General features: G+C 65.9%; 25 protein-coding genes and 2 tRNA genes. 19 read left to right on the top strand and 8 right to left on the bottom strand.

Going from position 1 to position 25,097, the window contains the following annotated elements; translation table 11 throughout:
* Positions 1-50: 50 nt before the first annotated feature.
* The 6 genes from rsmG to rpmH all read right to left on the bottom strand — a co-directional run bounded on the left by rsmG (position 51) and on the right by rpmH (position 3,201).
* Complete coding sequence (rsmG, locus tag AC3ZJJ_RS15790) at positions 51-692, bottom strand: 16S rRNA (guanine(527)-N(7))-methyltransferase RsmG (protein WP_489892765.1); 642 nt, start codon at positions 690-692, stop codon at positions 51-53.
* Positions 693-717: 25 nt separating this feature from the next.
* Positions 718-1,263 carry a Jag family protein gene (locus AC3ZJJ_RS15785; RefSeq protein WP_489892764.1) on the bottom strand — a complete coding sequence of 182 codons (546 nt, stop codon included), beginning with the start codon at positions 1,261-1,263 and terminating at the stop codon, positions 718-720.
* A gap of 3 nt (positions 1,264-1,266) precedes the next feature.
* The gene (gene yidC / locus AC3ZJJ_RS15780) at positions 1,267-2,223 is read right to left on the bottom strand and encodes a membrane protein insertase YidC (protein ID WP_489892763.1); all 957 of its coding nucleotides are present in this window, start codon (positions 2,221-2,223) and stop codon (positions 1,267-1,269) included.
* 6 nt (positions 2,224-2,229) lie between these two features.
* Positions 2,230-2,601, bottom strand: coding sequence for a membrane protein insertion efficiency factor YidD (gene yidD, locus AC3ZJJ_RS15775; protein ID WP_489892762.1), 372 nt, complete (start codon positions 2,599-2,601; stop codon positions 2,230-2,232).
* Positions 2,588-2,968: a ribonuclease P protein component gene (gene rnpA / locus AC3ZJJ_RS15770; RefSeq protein ID WP_489892761.1), complete on the bottom strand. Its 381-nt coding sequence runs from the start codon at positions 2,966-2,968 to the stop codon at positions 2,588-2,590. Before rnpA ends, yidD begins: the two co-directional genes overlap by 14 nt.
* Before the next feature lie 95 nt (positions 2,969-3,063).
* Complete coding sequence (gene rpmH / locus AC3ZJJ_RS15765; RefSeq protein ID WP_003800212.1) at positions 3,064-3,201, bottom strand: 50S ribosomal protein L34; 138 nt, start codon at positions 3,199-3,201, stop codon at positions 3,064-3,066.
* 548 nt (positions 3,202-3,749) lie between these two features.
* Here rpmH and dnaA point away from each other — a divergent pair.
* The 12 genes from dnaA (at position 3,750) to AC3ZJJ_RS15705 (ending at position 16,558) form a co-directional block, all read left to right on the top strand.
* Entirely contained in the window at positions 3,750-5,165 is a 1,416-nt protein-coding gene (gene dnaA, locus AC3ZJJ_RS15760; protein WP_489892760.1) for a chromosomal replication initiator protein DnaA, read from the top strand.
* A gap of 419 nt (positions 5,166-5,584) precedes the next feature.
* Entirely contained in the window at positions 5,585-6,706 is a 1,122-nt protein-coding gene (gene dnaN / locus AC3ZJJ_RS15755) for a DNA polymerase III subunit beta (protein ID WP_489892759.1), read from the top strand.
* A 44-nt stretch (positions 6,707-6,750) separates the two neighbouring features.
* Positions 6,751-7,638 (top strand): phosphogluconate dehydrogenase (NAD(+)-dependent, decarboxylating), encoded by an 888-nt coding sequence (gene gnd, locus AC3ZJJ_RS15750; protein WP_489892758.1) that lies wholly within the window; start codon positions 6,751-6,753, stop codon positions 7,636-7,638.
* A 15-nt stretch (positions 7,639-7,653) separates the two neighbouring features.
* Entirely contained in the window at positions 7,654-8,835 is a 1,182-nt protein-coding gene (recF, locus tag AC3ZJJ_RS15745; RefSeq protein ID WP_489892757.1) for a DNA replication/repair protein RecF, read from the top strand.
* Positions 8,832-9,395 carry a DciA family protein gene (locus AC3ZJJ_RS15740; protein ID WP_489892756.1) on the top strand — a complete coding sequence of 188 codons (564 nt, stop codon included), beginning with the start codon at positions 8,832-8,834 and terminating at the stop codon, positions 9,393-9,395. Before recF ends, AC3ZJJ_RS15740 begins: the two co-directional genes overlap by 4 nt.
* Positions 9,396-9,778: 383 nt before the next feature.
* The gene (gyrB, locus tag AC3ZJJ_RS15735; protein WP_489895867.1) at positions 9,779-11,824 is read left to right on the top strand and encodes a DNA topoisomerase (ATP-hydrolyzing) subunit B; all 2,046 of its coding nucleotides are present in this window, start codon (positions 9,779-9,781) and stop codon (positions 11,822-11,824) included.
* A gap of 51 nt (positions 11,825-11,875) precedes the next feature.
* Positions 11,876-14,545 (top strand): DNA gyrase subunit A, encoded by a 2,670-nt coding sequence (gene gyrA / locus AC3ZJJ_RS15730; protein WP_489892755.1) that lies wholly within the window; start codon positions 11,876-11,878, stop codon positions 14,543-14,545.
* Positions 14,542-15,123: a DUF3566 domain-containing protein gene (locus AC3ZJJ_RS15725; RefSeq protein WP_489892754.1), complete on the top strand. Its 582-nt coding sequence runs from the start codon at positions 14,542-14,544 to the stop codon at positions 15,121-15,123. The genes gyrA and AC3ZJJ_RS15725 overlap by 4 nt, the downstream gene beginning before the upstream one ends.
* A 122-nt stretch (positions 15,124-15,245) precedes the next feature.
* Positions 15,246-15,319: transfer RNA gene (locus AC3ZJJ_RS15720), tRNA-Ile, on the top strand.
* A 39-nt stretch (positions 15,320-15,358) separates the two neighbouring features.
* Positions 15,359-15,475, top strand: a complete 117-nt coding sequence (locus AC3ZJJ_RS15715; RefSeq protein ID WP_489892753.1) for a DLW-39 family protein — start codon at positions 15,359-15,361, stop codon at positions 15,473-15,475.
* Between the two features lie 12 nt (positions 15,476-15,487).
* Positions 15,488-15,560: transfer RNA gene (locus AC3ZJJ_RS15710), tRNA-Ala, on the top strand.
* 104 nt (positions 15,561-15,664) lie between these two features.
* Positions 15,665-16,558, top strand: coding sequence for a DMT family transporter (locus AC3ZJJ_RS15705; protein WP_489892752.1), 894 nt, complete (start codon positions 15,665-15,667; stop codon positions 16,556-16,558).
* Positions 16,559-16,564: 6 nt separating this feature from the next.
* Here the strand turns inward: AC3ZJJ_RS15705 and AC3ZJJ_RS15700 are convergent, their stop codons facing one another.
* Both AC3ZJJ_RS15700 and AC3ZJJ_RS15695 read right to left on the bottom strand, forming a co-directional pair.
* Positions 16,565-17,404, bottom strand: coding sequence for a glycosyltransferase family 2 protein (locus tag AC3ZJJ_RS15700; RefSeq protein ID WP_489892751.1), 840 nt, complete (start codon positions 17,402-17,404; stop codon positions 16,565-16,567).
* Positions 17,405-17,487: 83 nt separating this feature from the next.
* Entirely contained in the window at positions 17,488-18,447 is a 960-nt protein-coding gene (locus AC3ZJJ_RS15695; RefSeq protein WP_489892750.1) for a hypothetical protein, read from the bottom strand.
* Positions 18,448-18,606: 159 nt separating this feature from the next.
* On the opposite strand from AC3ZJJ_RS15695, the gene AC3ZJJ_RS15690 reads away from it, so the two are divergent.
* The 7 genes from AC3ZJJ_RS15690 to AC3ZJJ_RS15660 all read left to right on the top strand — a co-directional run bounded on the left by AC3ZJJ_RS15690 (position 18,607) and on the right by AC3ZJJ_RS15660 (position 25,093).
* Complete coding sequence (locus AC3ZJJ_RS15690; protein WP_489892749.1) at positions 18,607-19,152, top strand: peptidylprolyl isomerase; 546 nt, start codon at positions 18,607-18,609, stop codon at positions 19,150-19,152.
* A gap of 393 nt (positions 19,153-19,545) precedes the next feature.
* Entirely contained in the window at positions 19,546-20,181 is a 636-nt protein-coding gene (locus AC3ZJJ_RS15685; RefSeq protein WP_489892748.1) for a rhomboid family intramembrane serine protease, read from the top strand.
* Between the two features lie 640 nt (positions 20,182-20,821).
* Positions 20,822-21,781, top strand: coding sequence for a GNAT family N-acetyltransferase (locus AC3ZJJ_RS15680; RefSeq protein ID WP_489892747.1), 960 nt, complete (start codon positions 20,822-20,824; stop codon positions 21,779-21,781).
* 45 nt (positions 21,782-21,826) lie between these two features.
* Positions 21,827-23,008 carry a PQQ-dependent sugar dehydrogenase gene (locus AC3ZJJ_RS15675; protein ID WP_489892746.1) on the top strand — a complete coding sequence of 394 codons (1,182 nt, stop codon included), beginning with the start codon at positions 21,827-21,829 and terminating at the stop codon, positions 23,006-23,008.
* A gap of 72 nt (positions 23,009-23,080) precedes the next feature.
* A complete protein-coding gene (locus AC3ZJJ_RS15670) occupies positions 23,081-23,593 on the top strand; it encodes an SRPBCC family protein (RefSeq protein WP_489892745.1) in 513 nt (170 codons plus the stop codon).
* 53 nt (positions 23,594-23,646) lie between these two features.
* Positions 23,647-24,447, top strand: coding sequence for an SDR family oxidoreductase (locus AC3ZJJ_RS15665; RefSeq protein WP_489892744.1), 801 nt, complete (start codon positions 23,647-23,649; stop codon positions 24,445-24,447).
* 61 nt (positions 24,448-24,508) lie between these two features.
* The gene (locus AC3ZJJ_RS15660) at positions 24,509-25,093 is read left to right on the top strand and encodes a DinB family protein (protein WP_489892743.1); all 585 of its coding nucleotides are present in this window, start codon (positions 24,509-24,511) and stop codon (positions 25,091-25,093) included.
* Positions 25,094-25,097: the final 4 nt, after the last annotated feature.

Genomic DNA, 25,097 nt, shown 5'->3' with positions numbered 1-25,097 from the left:
AAACGCACAGCATGGCCTCGGGACCACCAGTACAGACTATCGGGTCGGCCTCAGCCAACGCGGATGCGGACCACCGTTGTGGGTTCTTCGAGGACGTCCTCGCCGACAGTGAGCACCTCTGTACCCCTGCCCCCCAATTTACGGATGGTCTTGGCCGCCTTCTCGATCTCCTCGGCCGCGCTCCGGCCCTTAATGGCCAGAACCTCTCCCGCACCACCAAGCAACGGAATGGTCAGCCCGGCGAGGTTGCTCAATGCCGACACGGCCCGCGCCGTGACGACGTCGGCCTCAACGTGTCCCACTGCCTGTTCGGCGCGCGATCGGTAGACCGTGACGTTGGACAGCCCCAGGTCCTCGGTCACCTCCGTGAGCCAGATGCACCGCCGCTCAAGGGGCTCAATCAGGGTCACGGAAAGGTCGGGGCGTGCGATCGCGAAAGTCAGCCCCGGCAATCCCGCGCCGCTTCCCACGTCCGCCACCTCGGATCCTTCGGCAATCAGACCCGCGACAACGCCGCAATTGAGCACATGCCGGCCCCATAGGCGCGGCACCTCTCGCGGACCCAAAAGGCCGCGTTCCATCCCCGACGTCGCAAGGTGCTCAACGTACCTCTCGGCAAGGGGGAGGCGGTCGCCGAACACGGTTTCGGCGGCACGGCGTTCCTCGGCCGTGGGTTCATGCTGCAAGCTCACGTGGTTCCGCTTTCCCTTGATTCGCTCAGGCCTCGTCGACAGACACAACAATGTGCCTGCGCGCGCCTTCGCCGTCGGACTCGCTGTGGAGGCCGAGTGCCGCAACAGCGTCGTGCACGAGCTTGCGCTCGTAGGCGCTCATGGGCGGCAACGCGACGTCCTCACGCGTCTCACGGGCCTTGGCGACGGCCTCCTCGGCAACCGTCTGCAGCTCGCCGGCACGACCCTTGCGGTAGCCAATGATGTCCAGCACAAGGCGCGATCGGTTTCCCGTTGCGGTCAAGACCGCAAGGCGCGTGAGCTCCTGCAGGGCCTCCAGCGTCTCGCCCCCACGGCCCACCAGGCCGCTCAGCTGTTCGTCGTCGCCATCCTCGTTCACGATCGAGATGTAGGTCCGTCCGCCACGCACCTCAATATCAATGTCGCCGTCTATATCGGCGATGTCCAGAAGCTCCTCGAGGTAGTCGGCTGCGACGTCGCCCTCTTCCTCCAGCCGGCTCGGCGAGTTCTCGTCGTCGGCTTCCTCCGAGGTTGTGTCCAGCGGCGTGGCGGTCTCGTCAACGTTGCTCATGGACTACTTCCTCTTCCTGTTTTTGCGCTGTGGCTGCGAGCGCTGCACCTTGGGCTCAACGACCTCCGGAACGGTCTCCTCGACCTTCTTCTGCCCGCGCGGCGGCAGGCCCTTGGCCGCCCGTCGCTCGTTCAGCTCCCTCTCCGCCTGGGAGCCGGGCGTCGGGTTGTTGCGGATGACATAGAACTGCTGTCCCAACGTCCACACGTTCGACGCGGTCCAGTAGATCAGCACGCCGATGGGGAAGTTGATGCCGCCGATGCCGAACACCAGCGGGAGGATGTAGAGCATCATCTTCTGCTGCTGCATAAAGGGGCCCTCCAGGGCCTCCTTGGTCATGTTCTTGGACATGATCTGCTTCTGCGTAATGAACTGCGAAGCGGTCATGGCAATGATCATCAGCAGGGCGGTGATGATGACGGCGATGCTGGGCGCGCCGGAGTTGAGCGTGGCCAGGAACGTATCTGACAGCTTCGCGCCGAAAATCGAAGACTGGTCGAAGCTTCGGATATGGGCCGCGGACAGTGCGCCGATGGGCTCGCCGGACTGGCTGGCCTTTGCCGCGTTGTTCAGAACCGTGAAGAGCGCGAAGAAGAACGGCATCTGCACCAGAATGGGCAGGCACGAGGAGAGGGGGTTGGTCTTGTGCTTCTTGAAGAGCTCCCGCTGCTCGGCGATCATCGCCTGCTGCGAAAGCTGGTCCTTCTTGCCCTTGTACTTGGCCTGAAGCTTCCGCAGATCGGGCTGAAGCGCCTGCATGGCGCGCTGAGCCTTGATCTGCTTGACGAAAACCGGGATCAGGGCGGTGCGGATGAGGAGCACCAGGAAGACGATGGACAGCGTCCAAGTCCAGCCGGAGTTCGGATCCATGCCGAACCAGGTAAACAGTTCGTGGAACGCCCAGAGGATCCACGAGACCACCTGGCGGAAGGGCCACAGCAGCGTGTCAAAGAATTCCATTAACGGTCATGCTCCTCGAGCCGCATCAGCGGCATCATCGTCGGCGGGAATCGGCGGATGATTCATCACCATGATCTTTGGGGTGTGGCCCTCCGGCCAAATCCGGCGCCCGGCGGGGACATGGTCGATGCCCCCATGGCTCCAAGGATTACATCGAAGGACCCTGTAGGCCGCCATGCTGCAGCCCTTCACGACGCCGTGGACCGTGACGGCCTCGAGCGCGTAGGCGGAACAGCTGGGGAAGTAACGGCAAACGTCGCCGTAGAGAGGGGATACGACGGCCCGGTAGGCCTTGAGCAGGAGAACCACTGCATTGCGGGGCACATCGAGGAGCGACCGGACGATGCCGGGGGCCACGCGGCTCTCACGCGATGCCATGGTTGTCCTTCCCTGCCCTGTTCGAGGCCGCCTTGCGATCCGCCGAGCGACACACCGCGGCGAGGGCTTCGGCGGCCTCGCCCGACAGTTCGCTCCAGCTGGCGCCGGCCGCGGGCGGCAGGGCCCTCACAACAACGTCGTATCCGTGACCGTGGCGTGCCATGGCCTGGGCGGCCACAGCCCTCAACCTTCGTTTAACGAGGTTGCGCTTCACGGAGTTCCCAACGGCCTTGGACACAATGAACCCGAACCGAGTGGGCACGTGTGTGCCCTCATCGATCCGGGAACGTGCATATAGCACTACGTTCCGGCGCCCAGAACGGGCACCGGAACGTACGGTGTTCGAGAATTCCCCGGAGGACCGCATCCGGTGTTCCTTCGGCAACATGGCGTCAGGCGCCGAAGCCGCGCGAGAGAACACTCACGGGAGGATGCGGGCGGTCCGTACGGGTCCGCTCGATGCTATGCAGAAAGTTCGGTACGGCCCTTGCCGCGGCGTGCTGCCAGGATGGCGCGGCCGGCGCGGGTGCGCATACGAAGACGGAAGCCGTGCTTCTTGGCACGACGGCGGTTATTCGGCTGAAAAGTCCGCTTGCTCACAGTAGTAACTCCAAGACGATCATTTGATGCGCCTTAACCCGTTGCTACGAGGGGGAAGAACAGGCTGACGCTCGAATTCTTAGTGGCGGTCTCCCAAGTGCCGCAGTCCCCCTGTCCAACCGGATGGAGGGCGTACGGAATCACTGAAAACACACACACAGGACTAAATAACGGTAGGGCAAAGAGGCCCCCCGCGTCAAACCGGGGACTATCGGCCCGGGACGACGGTGGCTCGCCGTTTACTTCCCCCAACTCTAGCGTGAGTTCCCACACCCTGTGCGTAGCGAATCCACAGATGTGGACAAGTGGCACCGTACGTGCGGCCCGCGTTCCGCACTATTTCGGCCCCGCATCGCCGCCATTCCGGCAATTTCGCCTCTATTCCGCCCCTCGCCGTGCGCCACCGAAGGAGCCACGAGTTATCCACTGTCTGTGAATAACACTGTGGATGACCGATAGAATCAAAAGTCCCGTCGACGCCTTTCGCTCTTTGTCGGGCCGGGATCCATCGCCGAGCCGGCGGCAATACCTCTGAGGGGACTGCAATTGTGAGCACGGAAGAATCGAACACCGTGGGCAGCGCGTGGCGCCAGGTGGTGCGCAACCTGGAACAGGACGACCGGGTCACGCCGCGTCAGCGGGGGTTTGTTGTACTCGCCCAGCCCCAGGGGCTCATCGGCACCACCCTTCTCCTTGCCGTCCCCAACGAACTCACGCGCGAAGTCCTGCAGACCCAACTCAAGAGCCCCCTCGACGACGCGCTGCGCCAAGTGTTCCAGGACGACATCCTCTGCGCGTTCAGCATCGATTCGGATTTGGTGCCCGAGCCTTCGCCGGAACCGAAGGAAGCCGAGAAGCCGCCCGTTCCCAAGGAGCGCGTGAGCGACAACCGTCCGCAGCCCTCGCCGCCCTCCACGTCCCAGGAATTTGGGCGGCTCAACCCCAAGTACATTTTCGACACATTCGTGATCGGGTCCTCCAACCGATTCGCCCACGCGGCCGCCGTCGCGGTCGCCGAGGCGCCCGCCAAGGCATATAACCCGCTGTTCATATACGGCGACTCCGGCCTGGGCAAGACGCACCTGCTGCACGCGATCGGCCACTACGCCCGCCACCTCTACAACGGCATCCGCGTTAGATATGTGAACTCGGAGGAATTTACCAACGACTTCATCAACTCCATCCGCGACGACGAGGGCGCAAGCTTCAAGCAGACCTACCGGAACGTGGACATTCTCCTCATTGACGACATCCAGTTCCTGGCGAACAAGGACGCCACCCAAGAGGAGTTTTTCCATACCTTCAACGCCCTGCACAACCACAATAAGCAAGTGGTGATCACGTCCGACCTTCCGCCCAAGCAGCTGGCCGGCTTCGAGGACCGGATGCGCTCGCGCTTCGAGTGGGGCCTGTTGACGGACATCCAACCGCCCGAACTCGAGACCAGGATCGCCATCCTGCGCAAGAAGGCGACGGCCGAGGGTCTTTCGGCGCCCGACGACGTGATGGAGTACATCGCCTCCAAGATCTCGACCAACATCCGCGAACTGGAGGGCGCCCTCATCAGGGTGACGGCCTTCGCCTCGCTCAATAGCCAGGGCGTGGACATGGCACTGGCCGAGACGGTGCTCAAGGACCTCATTACCGACGAGGGCGCGCAGGAGATCACGCCGGCCGCAATCGTTGCCCAGACGGCCGAGTACTTCAATCTCAGCATCGAGGAACTCAACAGCAAGTCGCGCACAAGGACGCTTGTCACGGCCCGGCAGATCGCCATGTACCTCTTGCGCGAGCTGACGGACATGTCCTTGCCGAAGATCGGTCAAGAAATGGGAGGCCGCGACCACACGACCGTCATCCACGCCGACCGCAAGATCCGCGAACTGATGGCCGAGCGCCGAGCGATATTCAACCAGGTGACCGAGCTAACCAACAGGATCAAGCAGCAGCAACGCGAGGGCTGAACCCAAGCGGTAAAACCCCGAGATTGCGGCGAAAACCACAGGTGTGGATAAAGCTGTGGATAGTTAAGTGGACGAAGGCCTTAAACCTGCGCATAACTGCCCCCGCTCCTGTGGATCCCTTAAACGACGCGGAATCTTGTCCACCGGACACCTGCACTTAGCCTTCGCGAACCAACATGTTGTGCACATGCATAATTGGCTTTCCCGCACCGCGGATCAGGGTTATCCACAGAATCCACAGGACTTATTAACACTACGAATCCCAACTTTTATGAGATTCCAGATAACAAGTTCCCGTTCCGCACATCGACCGACCTTCCCGCTCCGCGCGTTCAGAAGCTGGTATTCCCAGTTCTGGCCTTCCGGCTAAGCTTGCAACGGAAACCTGTCATCCCATGTGCTGTGAAAGGCGGAACTACGTGAAGTTCAGTGTCGAAAGGGACGTCCTGGCGGAAGCCGTGTCCTGGACTGCCCGCTCACTGTCCCAGCGTCCGCCGTCCCCCGTTCTCTCCGGAATCCTGATCACCGCAGAGAACAGCGTGGTTTCACTGGCAGGCTTTGACTACGAGATTTCCGCACATCTCGAGATACCCGCCGACACCACCCAAGAGGGAACCATCCTGGTTTCGGGAAAGCTTTTGGCGGAGATCTGCCGCAGCCTGCCGCAAGCCCGGGTCACCATCGAGACCGAGGGCACCAAGGTCACCGTCACGTGCGGGCGCAGCCGGTTCCACCTGGCCACCATGCCCGTGGCCGACTACCCATCGTTGCCCGTTCTCCCCGAAATCGCCGGCGTGGTGGATGGCGAGGCCTTCGCCCAAGCCATCAGCCAAGTCATCGTCGCCGCGTCCAAGGACGACACTCTGCCGATCCTCACCGGCGTCAAGATGGAGATTGAGGACGACCTCATCACGTTCCTCGCCACGGACCGCTACCGTCTGGCCCTCCGCGAGGTTTCTTGGAGGCCCACGACGCCTGGAATCTCAACGTCGGCGCTGGTCAAGGCCAAAACGCTGAACGAGGTTGCCAAGACCTTGGGCGGGTCCGGTGACATCAAGATTGCGCTTGGCGAAAGCAACGACCTCATTGGTTTCGAAAGCGGCAGCCGGCGCACCACGTCGCTCCTCGTCGATGGCGACTACCCAAAGATCCGGTCGCTGTTCCCCGAGAACACCCCGATCCACGCCACGGTCAAGACCACGGAACTCGTTGAGGCGGTTCGCCGCGTCGCGGTCGTCGCCGAGCGCAACACACCCGTCCGTCTGGCTTTCACCGAGGGACAGCTGGCACTCGACGCCGGAACCGGAGAGGACGCCCAGGCCGAGGAGTCCATCGAGGCCCAGCTCGACGGAGAAGACATCACCGTTGCCTTCAACCCTGCCTACTTGGGTGAGGGGCTGAACGCCTTCAACAGCGAATTTGTCCGTTTCTCGTTCACGACCGCTCCGAAGCCGGCCATGATGACGGCCCAAAAATCGCTGGACGGCGACGACGAGGACGACTACCGGTACCTCGTGATGCCTGTGAGGCTTCCGAACTAGAGCGGCTTGTCCGCCGACCCGCATCCACGACAAGGAGAACCCCCGTGCACATAGGTTTGATCGGTCTCGGAAAGATGGGTTTCAACATGCGCGCCCGACTGCGCAATGGCGGTGTCCAGGTCACGGGCTACGACCGCAATCCAGAGGTTTCGGACGTGGCGACCGTTGACGCGATGCTTGCGGCCCTTCCCACACCCAAGGTGGTCTGGTTGATGGTCCCCGCGGGACAGATCACCGATGCGGTGGTGACCGAGCTCAAGGGCAAGCTATCCGGCGGCGATCTGGTCATCGACGGCGGCAACACGCGCTTCAGCGACGACCGACGGCACGCACACGATCTCGCCGAAGCCGGGATCCGCTTCGTCGACTGCGGCGTCTCCGGCGGGGTATGGGGCCTCGACAACGGGTATGGCCTGATGGCCGGGGGAACGGAGGCGGACATAGCGGAGATCATGCCGGTCTTCGAGGCCCTCAGGCCGCAAGGAGAGTTGTCGAAGAGCTTTGTCCACGTCGGTGAGGTTGGCGCCGGCCACTACGCGAAGATGGTCCACAACGGCATCGAGTACGGCATCATGCAGTCCTACGCCGAGGGCTACGAACTGCTGGCCGCGAAGGACATCATCAAGGACGTTCCCGGCACCTTCGCAGCATGGCAGGAGGGGACGGTGATCCGTTCCTGGCTCCTTGATCTCCTGGTCAACGCTCTTAAGGAGGATCCGGAGCTCTCCAACATTGCCGGATACGTCGAGGATTCCGGCGAGGGACGCTGGACGGTCGAGGAGGCGATTTCCAACGCCGTTCCGGCCCCGGCAATCACTGCCGCGGTGTTCGCCAGGTTCGCTTCCCGCCAGGACGATGCCCCTGCCATGAAGATGGTGGCCGCGTTGCGCAACCAGTTCGGCGGGCACGCCGTCAAGCGTCCCGGCGAATAGGGGGAACCTCCCCGGGTGTTTGCCTCTTACATCTCCCTGACCGACTTCCGCAGCTACGCGCAGGTCGACATCGAACTGACAGCCGGCACCACGGTTCTTGTGGGCCCCAACGGCGTCGGGAAAACAAACGTTGCCGAGGCATTGGGATATCTCGCAACGCTGTCCTCCCACCGCGTGTCCGGCGACGCGGCGCTCATCCGATTCGGGGCCGAGCGGGCGCTTGTTCGGGCGCGCATCCAACGGGGCTCGCAGGCCACCTCCGTGGAGTTGGAGATCACCGCGGGAAAAGCGAACCGGGCCCGTATCAACCGTGCAAACCCCGTTCGTGCCCGCGACATCCTGGGCATTGTCAGAACCGTGCTCTTCGCGCCGGAGGACCTGGCGCTCGTGAAGGGCGACCCGTCCAACCGGCGCCGTTTCCTGGACGACCTGCTGGTCTCCCTTCAGCCTCACCATGCCGCAACGCGTGGCGACTACGAGAGGGTCCTCAAACAGCGCAACGCCCTGCTCAAGTCCGCCCGCTCGGCGGGCCGATTCACGTCCGGCCACGAGGCGACCCTGGACGTCTGGGACCAGCACCTCGCGCAGGCCGGGGCCAGGCTGCTCCGTGGGCGGCTGGACATCGTGGCCCTCCTCTCCCCGCATCTGGGCACCGCATATGAGGGGCTAACGGACGGATCGAAGTCGGTCTCGGCTCTCTACCGTTCAACCGTCCTGGAGGAATTGGAGGACGACGACTCACCGTCGCCCCCGCGGTCCACGATGGACGACGTCCTGGCGACGGCGGGCATCCCGGAGATCGAATCCATGTTTCTCGCGACCCTGGCCACACGCCGCAAGAAGGAACTGGAGCGGGGACTCACCCTGGTCGGCCCCCACCGCGACGAACTCCTCCTCGGACTCGGATCGGCCCCGGCCAAGGGGTATGCCTCCCACGGAGAAACGTGGTCGCTGGCACTCTCCCTGCGCTTGGCGGCCTACAGGGCCATGTGCGAGGACGATCCGCGCGAAGGGCACCGTCCCATCCTGATCTTGGACGACGTATTCGCCGAGCTCGATACGGGCCGGCGCAGGAGGCTCGCGGCCGTGGTGGCCGACGCCGAGCAGGTCATTGTCACCGCGGCGGTACCGGCCGACGTGCCCGGGGAGCTGGGGGGAACGGTCCTGCGCGTTGGTCCCGGAACGGTGGAGCCTTGACCGGCGAGCCTACCCCGGGAGCGTCAGACAAGTCCCCGGTGGAGTTCGATGCGGCGAGGGCCATGCTCAACCGGATGCGCGAGGCGGCCTCGGCCCGCGGCGAGATCCGCATCAACGCGGCCCAGGCGCAACGCGCCGTCGAGCGAGCGTCGGAGGTCCGTGCCAAACGGCGCAAGTCGCCGTCGGACATCCAGTACGACGACGGACGGGACCCGCAGGGCATCGGCAATGTTTTCTCCCGCATGGTGCGGGACCGGGGGTGGACCTCTCCCGTCGCCGTCGGATCCGTCATTGCCAGGTGGGCCGAGTTGGTCGGGCCCCAGATCTCCGCACACTGCACGCCGGAGAGCTTCGAGGAAACCACCGTCATCGTGCGCTGCGACTCCACGGCGTGGGCGACGCAGCTGCGCCTGCTGAGCCACAGCCTGTTGAAGACCTTCGACGAGAAGCTTGGCCCCGGCGTCGTCACAGTCATCCGCGTCATCGGCCCGTCCGCGCCTAGCTGGCGCAAGGGGATGCGAAGGGTACAGGGCCGAGGACCCCGCGACACCTACGGATAGGAGGTCACCGGGGGCCGCCGCCGAGGCACCGAGTCGCTTCCGGTGCTGGCGCCTACAGGCGCCTCGTGGGGCCGTGAGCCATACCCGCCCTCATCCGAGGGCGGTTTAGGACGTTCTATGCCACTTTTCTGGCCAGTGGCAGCCTATTGGGGGCCGATCAGCGCGCTTCCTGCAGCGTTTCGCGGTAGAATTCAAGACGTGGCGTCCCCCGATCCTGTGGGACGCCGGTTCATGAGTGGCGGCCTTCCGGGCGCCGCCAGCCGCGAATGCACAAGGAGTCTGTAGCGCCTGTGGATACTGAGAACACCGCACCCGAGGAAAACCCCGCCGAAGATCCCGTGGATTCCGGCGCAGGGCAGCCCCAGGAGGAAGCGGTGCAGCCCGTGCCCGCATCCGGTGCCGCAAACGACGGTTCGCCGAGCGGGCGGGTAACCCACGAATACGGCGCGAGCGACATCACCGTCCTTGAAGGGCTCGAGGCCGTGCGCAAGCGCCCGGGCATGTACATCGGATCCACCGGCCCGCGCGGCCTGCACCACCTGGTCTACGAGGTGGTCGACAACTCCGTGGACGAGGCCCTGGCCGGGTACTGCGACCACATCAAGATCACGCTCCAGGCCGACGGCGGAGTGCGGGTCGAGGACAACGGGCGTGGCATCCCCGTGGACATCCACCCCACCGAGGGCAAGCCGACCGTCGAGGTCGTTATGACCATCCTGCACGCCGGCGGAAAGTTCGGCGGCGGCGGCTATGCGGTTTCCGGCGGTCTCCACGGGGTCGGCATATCCGTGGTGAACGCGCTGTCGCGCCGGGTCGACACCGAGGTGCGGCGCCAGGGAAGCGTGTGGCGGATGTCCTTCGCCGACGGCGGCAAGCCGCAGGGTGAACTGGTGAAGGGCGAGGACGCGGACGCCACGGGCACAACGCAAACGTTCTATGCGGACCCGGCGATCTTCGACACGGTCGAGTTCGATTTCGAGACCCTGCGGGCCCGCCTTCAGCAGATGGCCTTCCTGAACAAGGGCCTGCGCATCACCATGACGGACGAGCGCGCCATCGAGGATTCCGCCGACGAGATTGCCGAGGAGGACGACGAGCGCGCCGCGGAAGCCGCGGAACCCAAGCACCGCGTCGTGGACTACTGGTACAAGGACGGTCTGCTCGACTACGTCAAGCATCTCAACGCCTCCAAGAAGGTGGAACTCGTCCACGAGGACGTCATCGCCTTCGAGAGCGAGGACCAGGACAAGCAGATCTCCGTCGAGGTCGCGATGCAGTGGACCACGGCCTACTCGGAGTCCGTGCACACCTACGCGAACACCATCAACACCCATGAGGGCGGCACCCACGAGGAGGGGTTCCGCGCCGCCATGACGTCGCTGATCAACCGCTACGCGCGCGAAAAGGGGCACCTGAAGGAAAAGGACGACAATCTCACCGGCGACGATATCCGCGAGGGCCTGACCGCCGTCATCTCCGTCAAGCTGGGTGAGCCGCAGTTTGAGGGCCAGACCAAGACCAAGCTCGGAAACTCCATCGCCAAGGGCTACGTGCAGGGCGTCGTGAACGAGGAGCTCGGCGACTGGCTTGAGCGCAACCCGAACACCGCGCGTGACATCATCCGCAAGTCGCTTTTCGCGGCGCAGGCCCGCCTTGCGGCACGCAAGGCGCGAGACAACGCCCGCCGCAAGAGCCCGCTGGAGACCTTCGGCATGCCGGGCAAGCTCTCCGACTGTTCGTCGAAGAACCCGGCCGAGTGCGAGGTCTACATCGTGGAGGGCGACTCGGCCGGCGGCTCGGCCAAGCGGGGCCGGGACCCCCGGACCCAGGCAATCCTTCCGCTGCGCGGCAAGATCCTTAACGTGGAGCGGGCCCGCCTGGACAAGGCGCTCGGAAACTCCGAGGTCCAGTCGATGATCACGGCCTTCGGCACGGGCATCGGCGAGGAGTTCGACGCGACCAAGCTCAGGTACCACAAGATCGTCCTGATGGCCGATGCGGACGTCGACGGCCAGCACATCACCACCCTCCTTCTAACGTTGCTTTTCCGCTACATGCGCCCGCTGATCGAGCAGGGCTACGTGTACCTGGCGATGCCGCCGCTGTATCGGATCAAGTGGTCCAACTCCCCGCACGACTACGTGTTCAGCGACAAGGAACGCGACGATGCCCTGAAGGCCGGCGCCGCCTCCAACAAGCGGCTGCCCAAGGACAACGGCATCCAGCGCTACAAGGGACTCGGCGAGATGGACTACACGGAGCTTTGGGACACCACCATGGATCCCGACCACCGGACACTGCGCCAGATCACCATGGACGACGCCGCAGCGGCGGACCAGATCTTCTCGGTGCTTATGGGTGAGGACGTCGAATCGCGGCGCAACTTCATCCAACAGAACGCCAAGGACGTGCGCTTCCTGGACATCTAGTCCAGCGCACCGCCCGAGCGTTCCCCCAGATGTGACTAAAGGAAGAATTCGATGAGCGACGAGACGCCCGAGAACCCCGACGGCCCCGAAGTCGAGGGCCAGATCATGCCGGAGACCACGACTTTTGTGGACCGGATCGACCAGATCGACTTGCAGACGGAAATGCAGCGGTCCTATCTGGACTACGCCATGGCCGTCATCGTCGGACGCGCGCTGCCCGACGTGCGCGACGGGCTCAAGCCGGTCCACCGCCGCGTCCTCTACGCGATGTTCGACGGCGGCTACCGCCCCGAGCGCTCGTACAACAAGTGCGCCCGTGTGGTCGGCGAGGTCATGGGCCAGTACCACCCGCACGGCGACACCGCGATCTACGACGCTCTGGTTCGGCTGATCCAGGACTGGACCATGCGCTACCCGCTGGCCCTCGGGCAGGGCAACTTCGGATCCCCCGGGAACGACGGCGCCGCCGCTCCGCGTTACACCGAGACCAAAATGGCGCCGCTGGCGATGGAAATGGTCCGGGACATCGACGAGGAGACCGTCGACTTCCAGGACAACTACGACGGCAAGAACCAGGAACCGACGATCCTGCCGGCGCGCTTCCCCAACCTGCTGGTCAACGGCTCGTCCGGCATCGCCGTCGGAATGGCCACCAACATCCCGCCGCACAACCTGCGCGAGGTCGCGGACGGTGTCCAGTGGTACCTGGAGAACCACGAGGCGACCAAGGAGGAGCTGCTCGAGGAGCTCCTGAAGCGCATCAAGGGACCCGACTTCCCGACCGGAGCGACCATCCTCGGCCACAAGGGCATCGAAGACGCGTACCGCACCGGCCGCGGCTCCATCACCATGCGCGCGGTGGTCAGCGTCGAGGAACTCCAGGGCCGCACGTGCCTGGTGGTCACCGAGCTGCCCTACCAGGCAAACCCGGACAACCTCTCGGTCAAGATCGCTGACCTCGTCAAGGATGGAAAGGTCCAGGGGATTGCCGACCTGCGCGACGAGTCCTCCGGCCGCACCGGGCAACGACTCGTGATTGTGCTCAAGCGCGACGCCGTCGCCAAGGTGGTCCTAAACAACCTGTACAAGCACACGCAGCTGCAGGACAACTTCTCGGCGAACATGCTCGCCATTGTCGACGGCGTCCCCCGGACGCTTTCGCTCGACGCGTTCATCCGCCACTGGGTCACCCACCAGATCGACGTCATCGTGCGCCGCACCCAGTTCCGCCTGCGGAAGGCGGAGGCCGAGGCGCATATCCTGCGTGGCCTGCTCAAGGCGCTCGACGCCCTCGACGAGGTCATCGCGCTGATCCGCGCCTCGAGCACGACCGAGGCCGCCCGTGCCGGGCTGATGGAGCTCCTGGACATTGACGACGACCAGGCACGCGCCATCCTCGACATGCAGCTGCGCAGGCTGGCGGCCCTGGAACGCCAGAAGATCCAGGACCGGCACGCCGAACTTGAACTGATGATCACCGAGTTCAAGGCAATCCTCGCCGATCCTGTGCGCCAGCGCACCATCATCTCCGAGGAGCTCAAGGAGATCGTCGACAAGCACGGCGACGACCGCCGCACCAATGTGTTGATGGGCTACGACGGCGACATGTCCATGGAGGACCTGATCCCCGAGGAGGAGATGGTCGTCACCATCACCCGCGGCGGCTACGTCAAGCGCACGCGGAGCGACAACTACCGTTCACAAAACCGCGGCGGCAAGGGGATCAAGGGCGCGCAGCTACGCGGGGACGACGTCGTCGAGCACTTCTTCGTCACCACCACGCACAACTGGCTGTTGTTCTTCACCAACCACGGCCGCGTGTACCGCGCCAAGTGCTACGAGCTCGCGGAGGCGGGACGCGACGCGAAGGGCCAGCACGTCGCCAACCTGCTGGCCTTCCAGCCCGACGAGCACATCGCCCAGGTCCTGGACCTGCGGGACTACCAGCAGTCGCCGTACCTGGTGCTCGCCACCCGGAACGGCCTGGTCAAAAAGACGCGACTGCTGGACTACGACACCAACCGTTCCGCCGGCGTGATCGCGATCAACCTGCGCGACGGCGACGAGCTCGTCTCCGCCCAGTTGGTGTCCGAGACCGACGACCTGATGCTGGTTTCCCGGAAGGGCCAGTCCGTGCGGTTCACCGCGACGGACGAGGCGCTGCGACCGATGGGGCGCAACACGTCCGGTGTCACGGGCATGAAGTTCCGCGGCAACGACGAGCTTCTGGCTGCCGACGTCGTCAGCGACGAGTCCTTTGTGTTCGTGGTCACCGAGGGGGGCTACGCAAAGCGCACCTCCGTCGACGAGTACCGCGTGCAGTCCCGCGGTGGAATCGGCATCAAGGTCGCGAAGCTCGCGGAGGACCGCGGCGACCTTGTGGGCGCGCTGATCGTCCAGGCCGAGGACGAGGTCCTGGTGGTGATGGGCGGAGGCAAGGTGGTCCGCTCTCGCGTGGAGCAGGTTCCCGCGAAGGGCCGCGACACCATGGGTGTCATCTTCGCCAAGCCGGACAAGAAGGACCGCATCATCGCCGTGGCCAAGAACGCCGAGCGTGGTCTGGGGGTGGACGCGGAAGACGATGCAGTACCGTTGGATGCAGACCAAATCCAGGCAGCGGAGGACGCGACCCCGTCCGACGACGCCCTGGCCGGGGCCGGCGTCGTGTTGGAAGCGGCCGAGGCGGCCACCGAGACCGAAATCGATGGAGGTAACGCGTGAGCACCCCCAACAATCCCCGACCGGGAACCCCACGTCCCGCGGGGGCGGCCGGAGCCCGTCCGGCGGCGCCACGCCAGGCGCCGTCGACGCAGCAACGACCCGCCGGCACCGGTCAGCGGCCCGCCGCCCCGGGCCAGCAGCGGCCGTCCGCGGGCCAGCGCCCGGCGGCGTCCGGCCAGCGGCCGCAGCAGCTGGTGCGCCCCGCACCGAAGGCGAAGGTCCGCAAGGCACGCCTTTTGGTGAGCAAGGTCGATCCCTGGTCGGTCCTGAAAATGGCGTTCCTGCTCTCCGTCGCGCTGGGCATAGTGACAGTTGTCGCCTCCGTTGTCCTCTGGTCGGTGCTGGACCTCACGGGCATCTTCGACCGGGTCAATGAACTGCTCCGCGAGGTGGCCGGCACGGAGAGCAGTTTCGATCTGAAGCAGCTCGCGTCACTGGGCCAGGTGGCGTCCTTCGCCACCATCATCGCCGTGGTGAACGTGGTGTTGCTGACCGCGCTGTCCATGCTCGCGGCCGTCCTCTACAACATCTCCTCGACCCTCGTCGGCGGCATCGGCGTGACGCTGACGGACGACTAGGCACCCCGCCCAAGCCGGACCATGCGGTTCCCGGGACGTGGCGCGCACCACGGCCCGGGAACCGATTTGTTTATGGGCCAAATGTTCGGGTAAAGTCATATCTCGTCCTCAAGGGACACTGAGGGCGTATAGCTCAGGCGGTTAGAGCGCTTCGCTGATAACGAAGAGGTCCCAGGTTCAAGTCCTGGTACGCCCACGGAATCCCTCCCTCCGGTAACCTATGAACGAGGCCCCGATGCGGAAACTGCTGATACTGGCAGCCGCTGCCGCGGGAATCCTCACCTACCGGAAGTGGAAGGAAACCGAAGCGGAGAAATCCGTATGGAGCGGGTCGACGGACAACATCGACTAGCTCCGTCCCCACGGGGGCATGGCGCAATTGGTAGCGCACCTGCTTTGCAAGCAGGGGGTTAGGGGTTCGAGTCCCCTTGCCTCCACCGTGAGATCGAAGGTCCCGGCCACAGGCCGGGACCTTCCGTCGTTTTCGGGCGGCTCCGCCGGAGTCCAGCGTCGCCCAGCCGTGCCCGCCTAGAGTGGTTCAGTGATCATCCTTCTTGCCGCCATCGGCGTGCTCGGCGTGTCCGCGTCGGGCCCGATCATTGCGGCGACACCGAGTGTTCCCCCCATGGCCATGGCCTTCTGGCGCAACGCCATCGGAGCGGCCGCGACCGCCGTTCCCGTGATGGCCCGCCGCCCCAAGGGTTTGCGCGAGGCCGGCCGGAGGGAATGGGGATGGAGTGCGGCCGCGGCGGTGGCGCTGGCCCTGCACTTCGTCTGTTTCACGACCTCGATCAGGCTGACTTCGGTAGCGGCCGCCACGGCCCTCGTGTGCCTCCAATCCGCCTGGATCGCTCTCTTCCAGCGCTTCCGCGGCATCCGGCTGCCCGTCCAGGCCACACTGGGCATGGTTCTTGCCTTCGTGGGAGTTGTGGTCATCACGGGATTCGATCTGGGCGGCTCGGAGGACGCCCTGCGGGGCGACATCCTGGCGATTCTGGGCGGGGTGCTGGCCGGCGCCTATACCCTTGCGGGGAGCAAGGCGCGGGAGACCATGGACACGGGCGCGTACACCACCCTGTGCTACTCCATGACCGCAGTTGTACTCCTGGGGTTGTGCCTGATCTTCGGCGAGCCCCTGTGGGGTTTCCCGCCGGAGGGGTGGATCGGCATCGTGGCACTCACGGTGTGCGCCCAACTCTTGGGACACAGCATCTTCAACCACCTGCTTTCGTCGTTGGGTGCGCTGACCGTGTCCTCCATCATTCTGCTGGAGATCCCCGGTGCGGCGATCCTGGCCGCGGTGTTCCTCGCCGAGCAGCTTCCCGCCGGCACCTACGCCGGGCTGGGCCTGATCATTCTGGGACTCGTCGGTGTTGTGCGCGGCCAAGGCAAGGCGGCAGCCCTGCGGCGGACAGCGGACCTGGGCGCCGACTAGGACCTCTCAGATCCCGCCGCGGCGAACCGGCTGGGAGCTGCGCACCGTGTGGATGTAGCGAAGCATCTTGGCCGGGTAGTAGATCGACATAAAGATCAGCATCGGGATTTTCAGGACGGACTTGTTGATCTGGTGCGCCTTGTACGTGCGGTCGAACCGCGTGACGTAGTAGCGGTAGTCCTTGGGCGAGTCCTCGAGCCGCCGCGCCGACATCCCCGAAACCATGCCGGGAACGTAGCGGATCAGGAGGTCGTGGTCCGCAAGGTGCACGGAGATGTCGATGTCCTCGTGCATTTCGTCGGCCTCGTCGCGGCAGACTTCGGAGGAGATCGTCTCCCACGCCGTGCGGCGAAGGGCCATGTTGGAGCCGAAGAGGAAGTGGTATTGCTTGTATGCGAGCTTGAGCACCAGCTGGCGCATCTTGTCGTCGGCCTTCAGTCCCCAGCGGCGCATGGGCATGTCGTAGTAGACCACCGGCCCCGTGGCCGCCATAACGGACGTGTCGGCGAACGTGAGCCCCACCTGCTCCACCCAGTCCGGCTCAAGCACCGAATCCGCGTCGATGCGCCCCAGCACCTCGCCCGTGGCCGCGCCGAGGCCGAAGTTGCGCGTGGGAATGAGTCCCTGCTCCCGGTCCTGGTTGACCAGACGGATGGGTGCTTCCGGGTACTCGGCCTGCATTTGCCGGACGATTGCCGCGGTGGTGTCCCGGGACATGTTGTCCACGACGATGATCTCGTGGGCCGGCACGGTCTGGTAGATCGCCGCCACCAGGCATTGGCGGATCACGCTCTCCTCGTTGTACGCCGGAACGACGATTGAGACCGACGGTTTCACGTTATCCACACGGCCAATGTATCAGCGACCACACACACGAAAGGGGAGATCCGCCGCAGCGAATCTCCCCTTTCGTGTGCCGATCGGCGGGACTAGCCCTCCGTGGTGCCGGCCTCGTCCGTTCCGGGAGCGGAGGCGCGACGCGCGGCGCCCCGCGGGCCGGGCTTGGGAGCGCCGTCGGCGTCCCCGTCGGTGGCATCGGCGGTTGCCAGGTCGGCGTCGACGCCGGTGGCGGAACCTTGTGACGTCTCGGCGAACAGCGGCTCGGACGTCTGGACCGACGGTGCCGTGGCGCCCGCTCCGGCCAAGTGCTCGCGCACTTCGTCCGTGGTTGCCGCGGTTTCCGTGGAGGGGACAGCAGCCGGGACCGGCGCCGGCTCGACGGGAGCCGGCGACTTCCAAGGATCCTCGACCGGCTTGGACGCCTTCCAGGCCGCGACGCCCGCGGTGACGACGGCCGCGATGATCCCGAAGATCAGGAAGCCGCGCTTGCGGCCCTGGTGGACCTGTTCCTTACGGAGCTGCTTGCCGGCCTGCCGCACCGCCCCGGCCGCCGACTTCTGCGCCCGCTTGAGTGCCTTCTTGTCGCCGGAGAACGTGGCGACCGCCTGGTGGACCGGCTGGGGGAAGTGTGCCGCGTCCAACCGTCGTGCGGTGTAGTCGGCCGCTTCGCCCAACTTGGCGCTGGCCGTGGGAATGTACTCGTTGACGACAAGGTCCCGGGCGTGCTGCAGTGCCGGCGTTGCCTTGTCGAGGGTGTGCTGTATGCGCGGGGACGCCTCGTCCACTACGTGGGAAATGCGTGGGGCCACACGATCCAGGCTGTCCTGGATCAAGGGCGTCACCTTGGCGACGCCGTCGGCGAGCTCGCTCGCCGCGCGGTGCAGACCCTCCTGGATCTTGGGGGAAGCCGTCTCGATTCCCTTCTCGAGGCGGGGCACCGCCCAATTCACGGCCGCCTCCACGCGCGGTGTGGCCCATTCGCGGGCGCCTTCCACGCTGGTGGTGACCGAGTCACCAAGGTCACGGGCAATGCGTTCTGTCTTCTTCACACGTTCCTCCCGAATTGTTGGAGCATCCGGGCCTAGCCTACGCGTTGCGCAACGGGCGAGCCATCCAGAACGATGCCCCGCGGGCAGCCGCCTCCCATGTTCACTGTCCGCGTAGACCAGCGGCACGGGCGCCAACGGGTGCCGTGGAAGAATGGGCGCATGACTGCCATTCCCACGCACAAGGCCACCATCCACACCAACCACGGTGACATCGTGGTCAATCTGTTCGGTAACCACGCGCCCAAGACCGTCAAGAACTTCATCGGCCTCGCCACCGGCGAGCAGACCTGGGTGCACCCCGAGTCCGGCGAGGAGCAGACCAACACCCCGCTTTACAGCGGGACCATTTTCCACCGCATCATCACCGACTTCATGATCCAGGGCGGAGATCCGCTGGGCCAGGGCATCGGCGGACCGGGATACCAGTTCGACGACGAGATCAATCCGGACCTGGACTTCACCGAACCCTACAAGTTCGCCATGGCCAACGCCGGAATCCGGATGGGACGAGGGACGAACGGCTCGCAGTTCTTCATCACCGCCGCCCCCACCACGTGGCTCCAGGGCAAGCACACCATCTTCGGCGACGTCACCGACGACGCCTCGCGCCAGGTGGTGGACAAGCTTAATGCCGTCCCCACCGACGGCCGTGACAAGCCGCTCGAGGACGTCGTCATCAACGACATCGACGTGGAAGCGCTCTAGGCAACCCGCGGCCCCAGCGGCCGCGACTGGCGGGTTCTGCCGTGGTTCCATCGAACCCGCGGCGGGACCCGCCCGCAGTTAAGGGGACCCGCAGAGAGGTGCCCGCCGCGCGGCCGGCGTCGCCTGCGACCGCCAACACCACCACCAGGAGAAACGTCCATGGCCTTCGGTCTTCCCGCCCAGCAACCAGACATGCAGGTCCCCGTGTGTCCAAGGCATCCGGACAGGGCCTCCTACGTCCGATGCCAGCGGTGTGGGAGGCCGGCTTGCCCGGAATGTCAGCGCACCGCGGCGGTCGGAGTCCAGTGCGTGGACTGCGTCGCGGAGGCGGGAGCGAACGTCCGCACACAGCGCACGGCTTTCGGCGGCACCGTTCGCCAAGGCAAACCGGTCGTGACCTATTCCATCATCGCCATCTGCGCGGCCGTGTTCCTTGGTCAGTTCGCGATTCCATCGCTGGAGGGGGACCTGCTTTACGCCGGCGTCTACACCGGCAGCGAACCGTGGCGCATGCTCACCTCGACCTTCCTGCACTCCACGGGCTTCCTCATGCATATCGCGTTCAACATGTACGCGCTGTACGCCATTGGCCAGGCACTCGAACCCATGTTGGGCCGACTGCGCTTCCTATTGCTCTATTTGATCGCGGGCTTCGGCGGGTCTGTCGCCGTGCTGCTGTTGGAGGACCCCCGGACCGGCGTTGTCGGCGCCTCGGGTGCGGTCTTCGGGCTGTTCGGCGCCTTGTTGGTCGTGATGAAGGCCCGCGGCGGCAACTACCGGCCGATCCTCATCCTGATAGCGATCAACCTGGTGCTGGGCTTCCTCCCCGGCGTCAACATTTCGTGGCAGGCACACCTCGGTGGCCTGGTCACCGGCGCGGTACTTTCCGCCGTCTTCGCCTACGCGCCGCGGGGTCCACACCGCTCGCTCATCCAGTTCTCCGGTGCCGCCACCGTCCTCGTGCTGCTTGTCGCGCTGACCTGGTACGGCTGGCATCTGGTGCCCGAAAAGATCTTCGGAGGCGCATAGCCGCCCGCGGCTCCGCAAGAGGCACGTTCCCGCCGTCAGGTGCGGGGACGTGCCTCTTCCGTTTCCACAGGAGTTATCCACACTGTTAATAAGTGACAGCCATGTGGTTCAGCGACTCGGGCGTGCCGTGGGCGCCGCCAGCGCCCTTTCCCGCGCCGGAATCGGCGGCGGACCCTTGATGATTCACATATCCATCCACAGCTGTGGATAACTCTTGTGCACATCCTGTGTGTTGACGAGGGGTCCATTCTGCGAGGCTAAAAGACGCCCGTCGCGGACCTGTCGCCTCGCCAGGCCATTGTTTTCCACTGTTTTAGGCTCATTTCGGACTTGTCCACAGCATCTATCCACAGTGTTCAAAACTTACACGTGTGTAATTCACGGACGTTATCGGGAGCGCATCCGCCTGTTGGGGCGAAATAGAACATACTTACCAACAGACTTGTCCCCACCTGTGGATAACCATGTTCACAGCATGTGTACACCGCCGGACGGGCCTCGGCCCGCGCGGTCGTGTTCGCACCGCCCGGAGGGGTGACACGCCTCGCCGCCGACGCCTATTATTCAAGATGCGGCATTGGGACATGTCAACCAGTAGCGGGATCGTCGCCGCACCCCACCGAACAGCAGGGAGCAAAAATTGGGACTCGTCTGGAAAAGCATCGACGCCGCGGACACTCCGGCATGGAGCGAACTGACGAACCTGCTGGCCGTTCAGGACGGAACGGACGAGGTCTACGCACCAGAGGATCTGGCCGAGGAACTGGAGGAACCAGGATTCGACGCGGCGCTGGACAGCATCGCGCTCTGGGACGGCGGGACCATGGTGGGATTCGGCCAGTTGCGGGTTATGGACGCCCTCCGGGACGGAGTCGCCAAGGCAAACATTTCGGGCGGCGTGCGGGAGGCATATAGGGGCCGCAAGATCGGTCGGGAACTGATGGACAGGATGGAGGCCCGCGCGCGGCAACTGACGCAGGACAGGCATCCCTCGGCGCCCGCAGCGGTGGAGATCTGGGCCGGCCGGCCCGGCTCCGGCGCCACGCGGCTGGCCGCCGCAAGGGGGTACGAGCCCGTGCGCTACTTCCAGGACATGCGCGTCGAACTTGACGCCTGGGCCGCGCCCGCAGACGCAGCGGCACCCGGAACGCCAACCGTCACCTTCGCCCAGGAATTTCACGAAGCCACCCGGCTCGCGCACAACGAGGCTTTTGAGGACCATTGGGGATCCACGGCACGCTCGCCCGAAAAGTGGCGGGACCAGTTGCGCTCCAGGAGCTTCCGTGCGGCGTACAGCCGGTTGATCCTCAATCCCGACCCCACGGCGGGGCCGGACGACGCCGTCGACTCCTATCTCCTGAGCGGCGAATGGGTGCCGGGCGAACTGTACGTCAGCCTGGTCGGCACCCGGCGCCGCGCACGCGGGCGCGGGCACGCCGCCCGCCTCCTGGCCGATGTCGTTGGCGCCGCCAAGGAGGCCGGCTACCGCACCGTCGACCTGGGGGTGGACTCGGAGAGCCCGACCGGCGCCGTCGGTCTCTACGAGCGGGTGGGATTCCGGAAGATCCGAACGAACGTCGTGTACTCGCGCTCGCTCTGAGGGTGGGCGTCGACCGATCGGCCCGGCCCGCCTAGGCTGGGGCCCATGGAGTTCCGAGACACCGCCGCCCGGCGGAGGACGGTCGTCGCCGCCGCCGGGGCCGCCTTCGCCACTGGCCTGCTCTCCGCATGTTCCGGGCCGGCGGGGAACACCGCGACGGGCCGGCCTTCGTCCGGCGGCCCGAGCGTTGGGGACACGACGTCCGCCCCGGCCCCGGAAACCGCCGTTGCCGACGAACCGCGCGTGGTGGGAACGGTGGCAACCAACCTGGACACGCCATGGTCGATCGTGTTCCTCCCCGACGGCAGCGCGCTGGTGTCGGAGCGCGACACCGGAGCTGTCCGCAAGATCGGTGACGACGGCGCCGTGTCCACCTTGGGCGTCGTTCCGGGCGTGGCGCACGGCGGGGAGGGCGGACTGCTCGGACTCGAGCCGTCGCCACACTTCGACGACGACGCGCTGCTCTACGCCTACTTCACAGCCACCGACGGCAACCGGGTCTCGCGCTTCACCGTGGGCGACGACGGGCTGGGTCCCGAGCAGCCCGTGCTGACCGCCATGCCGTCGGCCGGCAACCACAACGGGGGGCGCATCAAGTTTGGCCCGGACGGCGCGCTCTACGTCGGGACGGGCGACGCGGGACAGCGGGACTCGGCACAGGAACCGGATTCGCCGTCCGGCAAGATACTCCGGTTGGAGGTCTCCGCCGCCGACTCCCTGCCGGTGGGGCGGCCGGCACCGCTGATGTCCACGGGGCACCGAAACGTCCAAGGACTCGCCTGGGACGGGGACGGGCGCATGTGGTCGACGGAGTTTGGTCCGGACCGCGACGACGAACTGAATCTGGTCCGGAGGGGCGGCAACTACGGATGGCCCGAGGTGACGGGGGCGGCCGACGACGGCCGCTTCACGCCCGCCGTGCATGTGTGGCCGTCCACCGGAGACGCCTCGCCCAGCGCCCTGGCGATCGTCGACGGACATGCCTACGTGGCGTGCCTCCGCGGGCAGCGCCTGTGGCGGCTTCCCCTCCCGCGCGCCGGATCGGAAGCCAAGGCGGCAGGTTCGTTGCCGGGCGCGCAAGAGTTCCTGCGGGGTCAGTACGGGCGCCTGCGCGACGTGGTCGCCGTGCCGTCGTCGCGGGCGCAGTCGCCCGGCCACGAACTCTGGGTGGCCACCAACGAGGGTCCGTCCTCCCGGATTCTGCGGGTGTCCCTTGCCCCGGTGTGATAACAGGAGCAGACTGGACTGCCCGGGACGGCGGCGCGGACCGGGAACGGTTCCCACGACGGAGGTGCTGACATGCCGGTAGAGCCGACGGGCAGCGTCCGGGAGACGGAGACCGGCATCGACCTCACGGTGGATCGCTATCTGCAGGCGCCAATCGCGGACGTGTGGTCCAGTGTGACGGAGAGCGGGCGCACGGCGCTCTGGTTCGGCCCCTGGGAGGGCGACGGGCGCCCCGGCGGGAGGGTGGTCGTGACGTTGACTGCGGAGGACGGCCAGCCGACGTCCCACTTGGAGGTGGTCGCGTGCGAGCCCCCGCACCGCCTCGAGGTGTCGATGCACGACGAGCACGGCGTGTGGGACTTGGAGATCAGGCTGGAGAGGGCAGGATCGGGGACCATCGTCCGCCTGGTCCACCATCTGGCGTCGCGGGCCGGCCTCGGGGATGTCGGCCCGGGCTGGGAGTTCTACCTCGACCGGCTGGCCGCCAGCCGGGTCGACGGGCCCATGCCGGACTTCGAGGCCTACTACCCCGGCATGCGGGAGTACTACGAGGCGCTCAAGCCCACGCCGCCGCACGTGGCGTGAACCGTTGACGGCTCCGCGGACACCGACCACAGTGGGGGCATGGGAGTTGTGACATGAGGGTACTGGTGACCGGTGGAACGGGGGTCCTCGGAACACATGTGGTCGCCCTTTTGCGAAATCGCGGTGACGAGGTGCGTGTGCTGACCCGCAGGCCGGGTGTCGCCGGCGCGGTGGCTGGAGACCTGGTGAGCGGGGAAGGACTGGCCGAGGCCTGCGAGGGCATGGACGCGGTGGCGCACTTGGCGAGCGCCGTGGCCGCGCCGCGCGAATGGGACGGGGTGGACGTCGGGGGCACCCGGCTGCTAGGCCAGGCGGCATGCCGGGCCGGCGTGTCCCACATGGTGCTCGTCTCCATACTGGGTGTGGACCACATCCCGATGGGCTACTACCGAGCCAAGCTGGCGGCGGAACATGCGCTTGCCTCCTCCGGTGTTCCGTGGACCGTGCTCCGACTGGCGCAATTCCACGAGCTCGTCGATGCCATGCTTCGCCTTCTTGCCAAGGCACCCGTAGTACCGGTGCCGCGCGGGGTGTCCGTCCAACCCATCGCGGCCGCGGACGCGGCCCGCGTGGTGGTCGACGCGCTCGACGCCGGCCCTCGCTACGGGATCATCGGCGCTGGCGGTCCCCAGACGCTCACCGTCAAGGAAGCGGCCGAGCAGTGGCTGGCGGCCCGGAGGGAAGCGGGAGGTCGCGGCGGGGCCGTGGTGCAGGTCCCGGTGCCGGGGCCCGTGATCGCCGGCTTCCGGGCGGGACACAACCTGATGCCCGCCTCCAGCCAGCCCGGCATCCCCTTCGGGGACTGGTCCAGGGAACGGCTGTCCCGCCATACGCCACCCGCATACCGCCTCTAGGGGGCACGGTCCCGGGACCACCGGCGGACCCTTCCACGGAACGAACGGCGCAGGAGACCCCATGGAGAACACGCAGGCGACCTACAGCTGGAACGACGCCCTGCTTGAACAGCTCGACTGGCATTGGCGAGAGCACCTCAGGCCGCGCCTCGACGGCCTGACCGACGACGAATACTTCTGGGAACCCTCCCCGGGCAGTTGGAATGTCAGGCCCCGCGGCCAGGCGGCACCCTCCCACGATGGAGCCGTGGCGCTCGGCGGGGGCGGATTCGCCATCGACTTCGCGTTCCCGGAACCCGAGCCGGCGCCCGTGACCACTATCGCCTGGAGGATCGGCCACGTCGTCGTCGGCGTTTTGGGCATGCGGAATGCCGGGCACTTCGGCGCGCCGCCCATGGACTACGGCACGCACGAGTACGCGGCAACGGCCGATGCGGCGTTGGCCCAACTCGATGCCGGGTACGCCCTTTGGACAGCGGGTGTCCGCGATCTCGGCGACGCGGGGCTCATGGACGCGTGCGGCCCGGCGGAGGGCGGCTGGTCGCAGGCGCCGATGGCGGATTTGGTGCTGCACATCAACCGCGAGGTGATCCACCATGGCGCCGAGGTCTGTCTGCTCCGGGACCTCTACGCCCACCGCCCCTGAGGGG

It is taken from the genome of Arthrobacter sp. AOP29-A2-19, from assembly GCF_058138025.1.
This window is presented reverse-complemented; position numbering and strand designations above follow the sequence as displayed.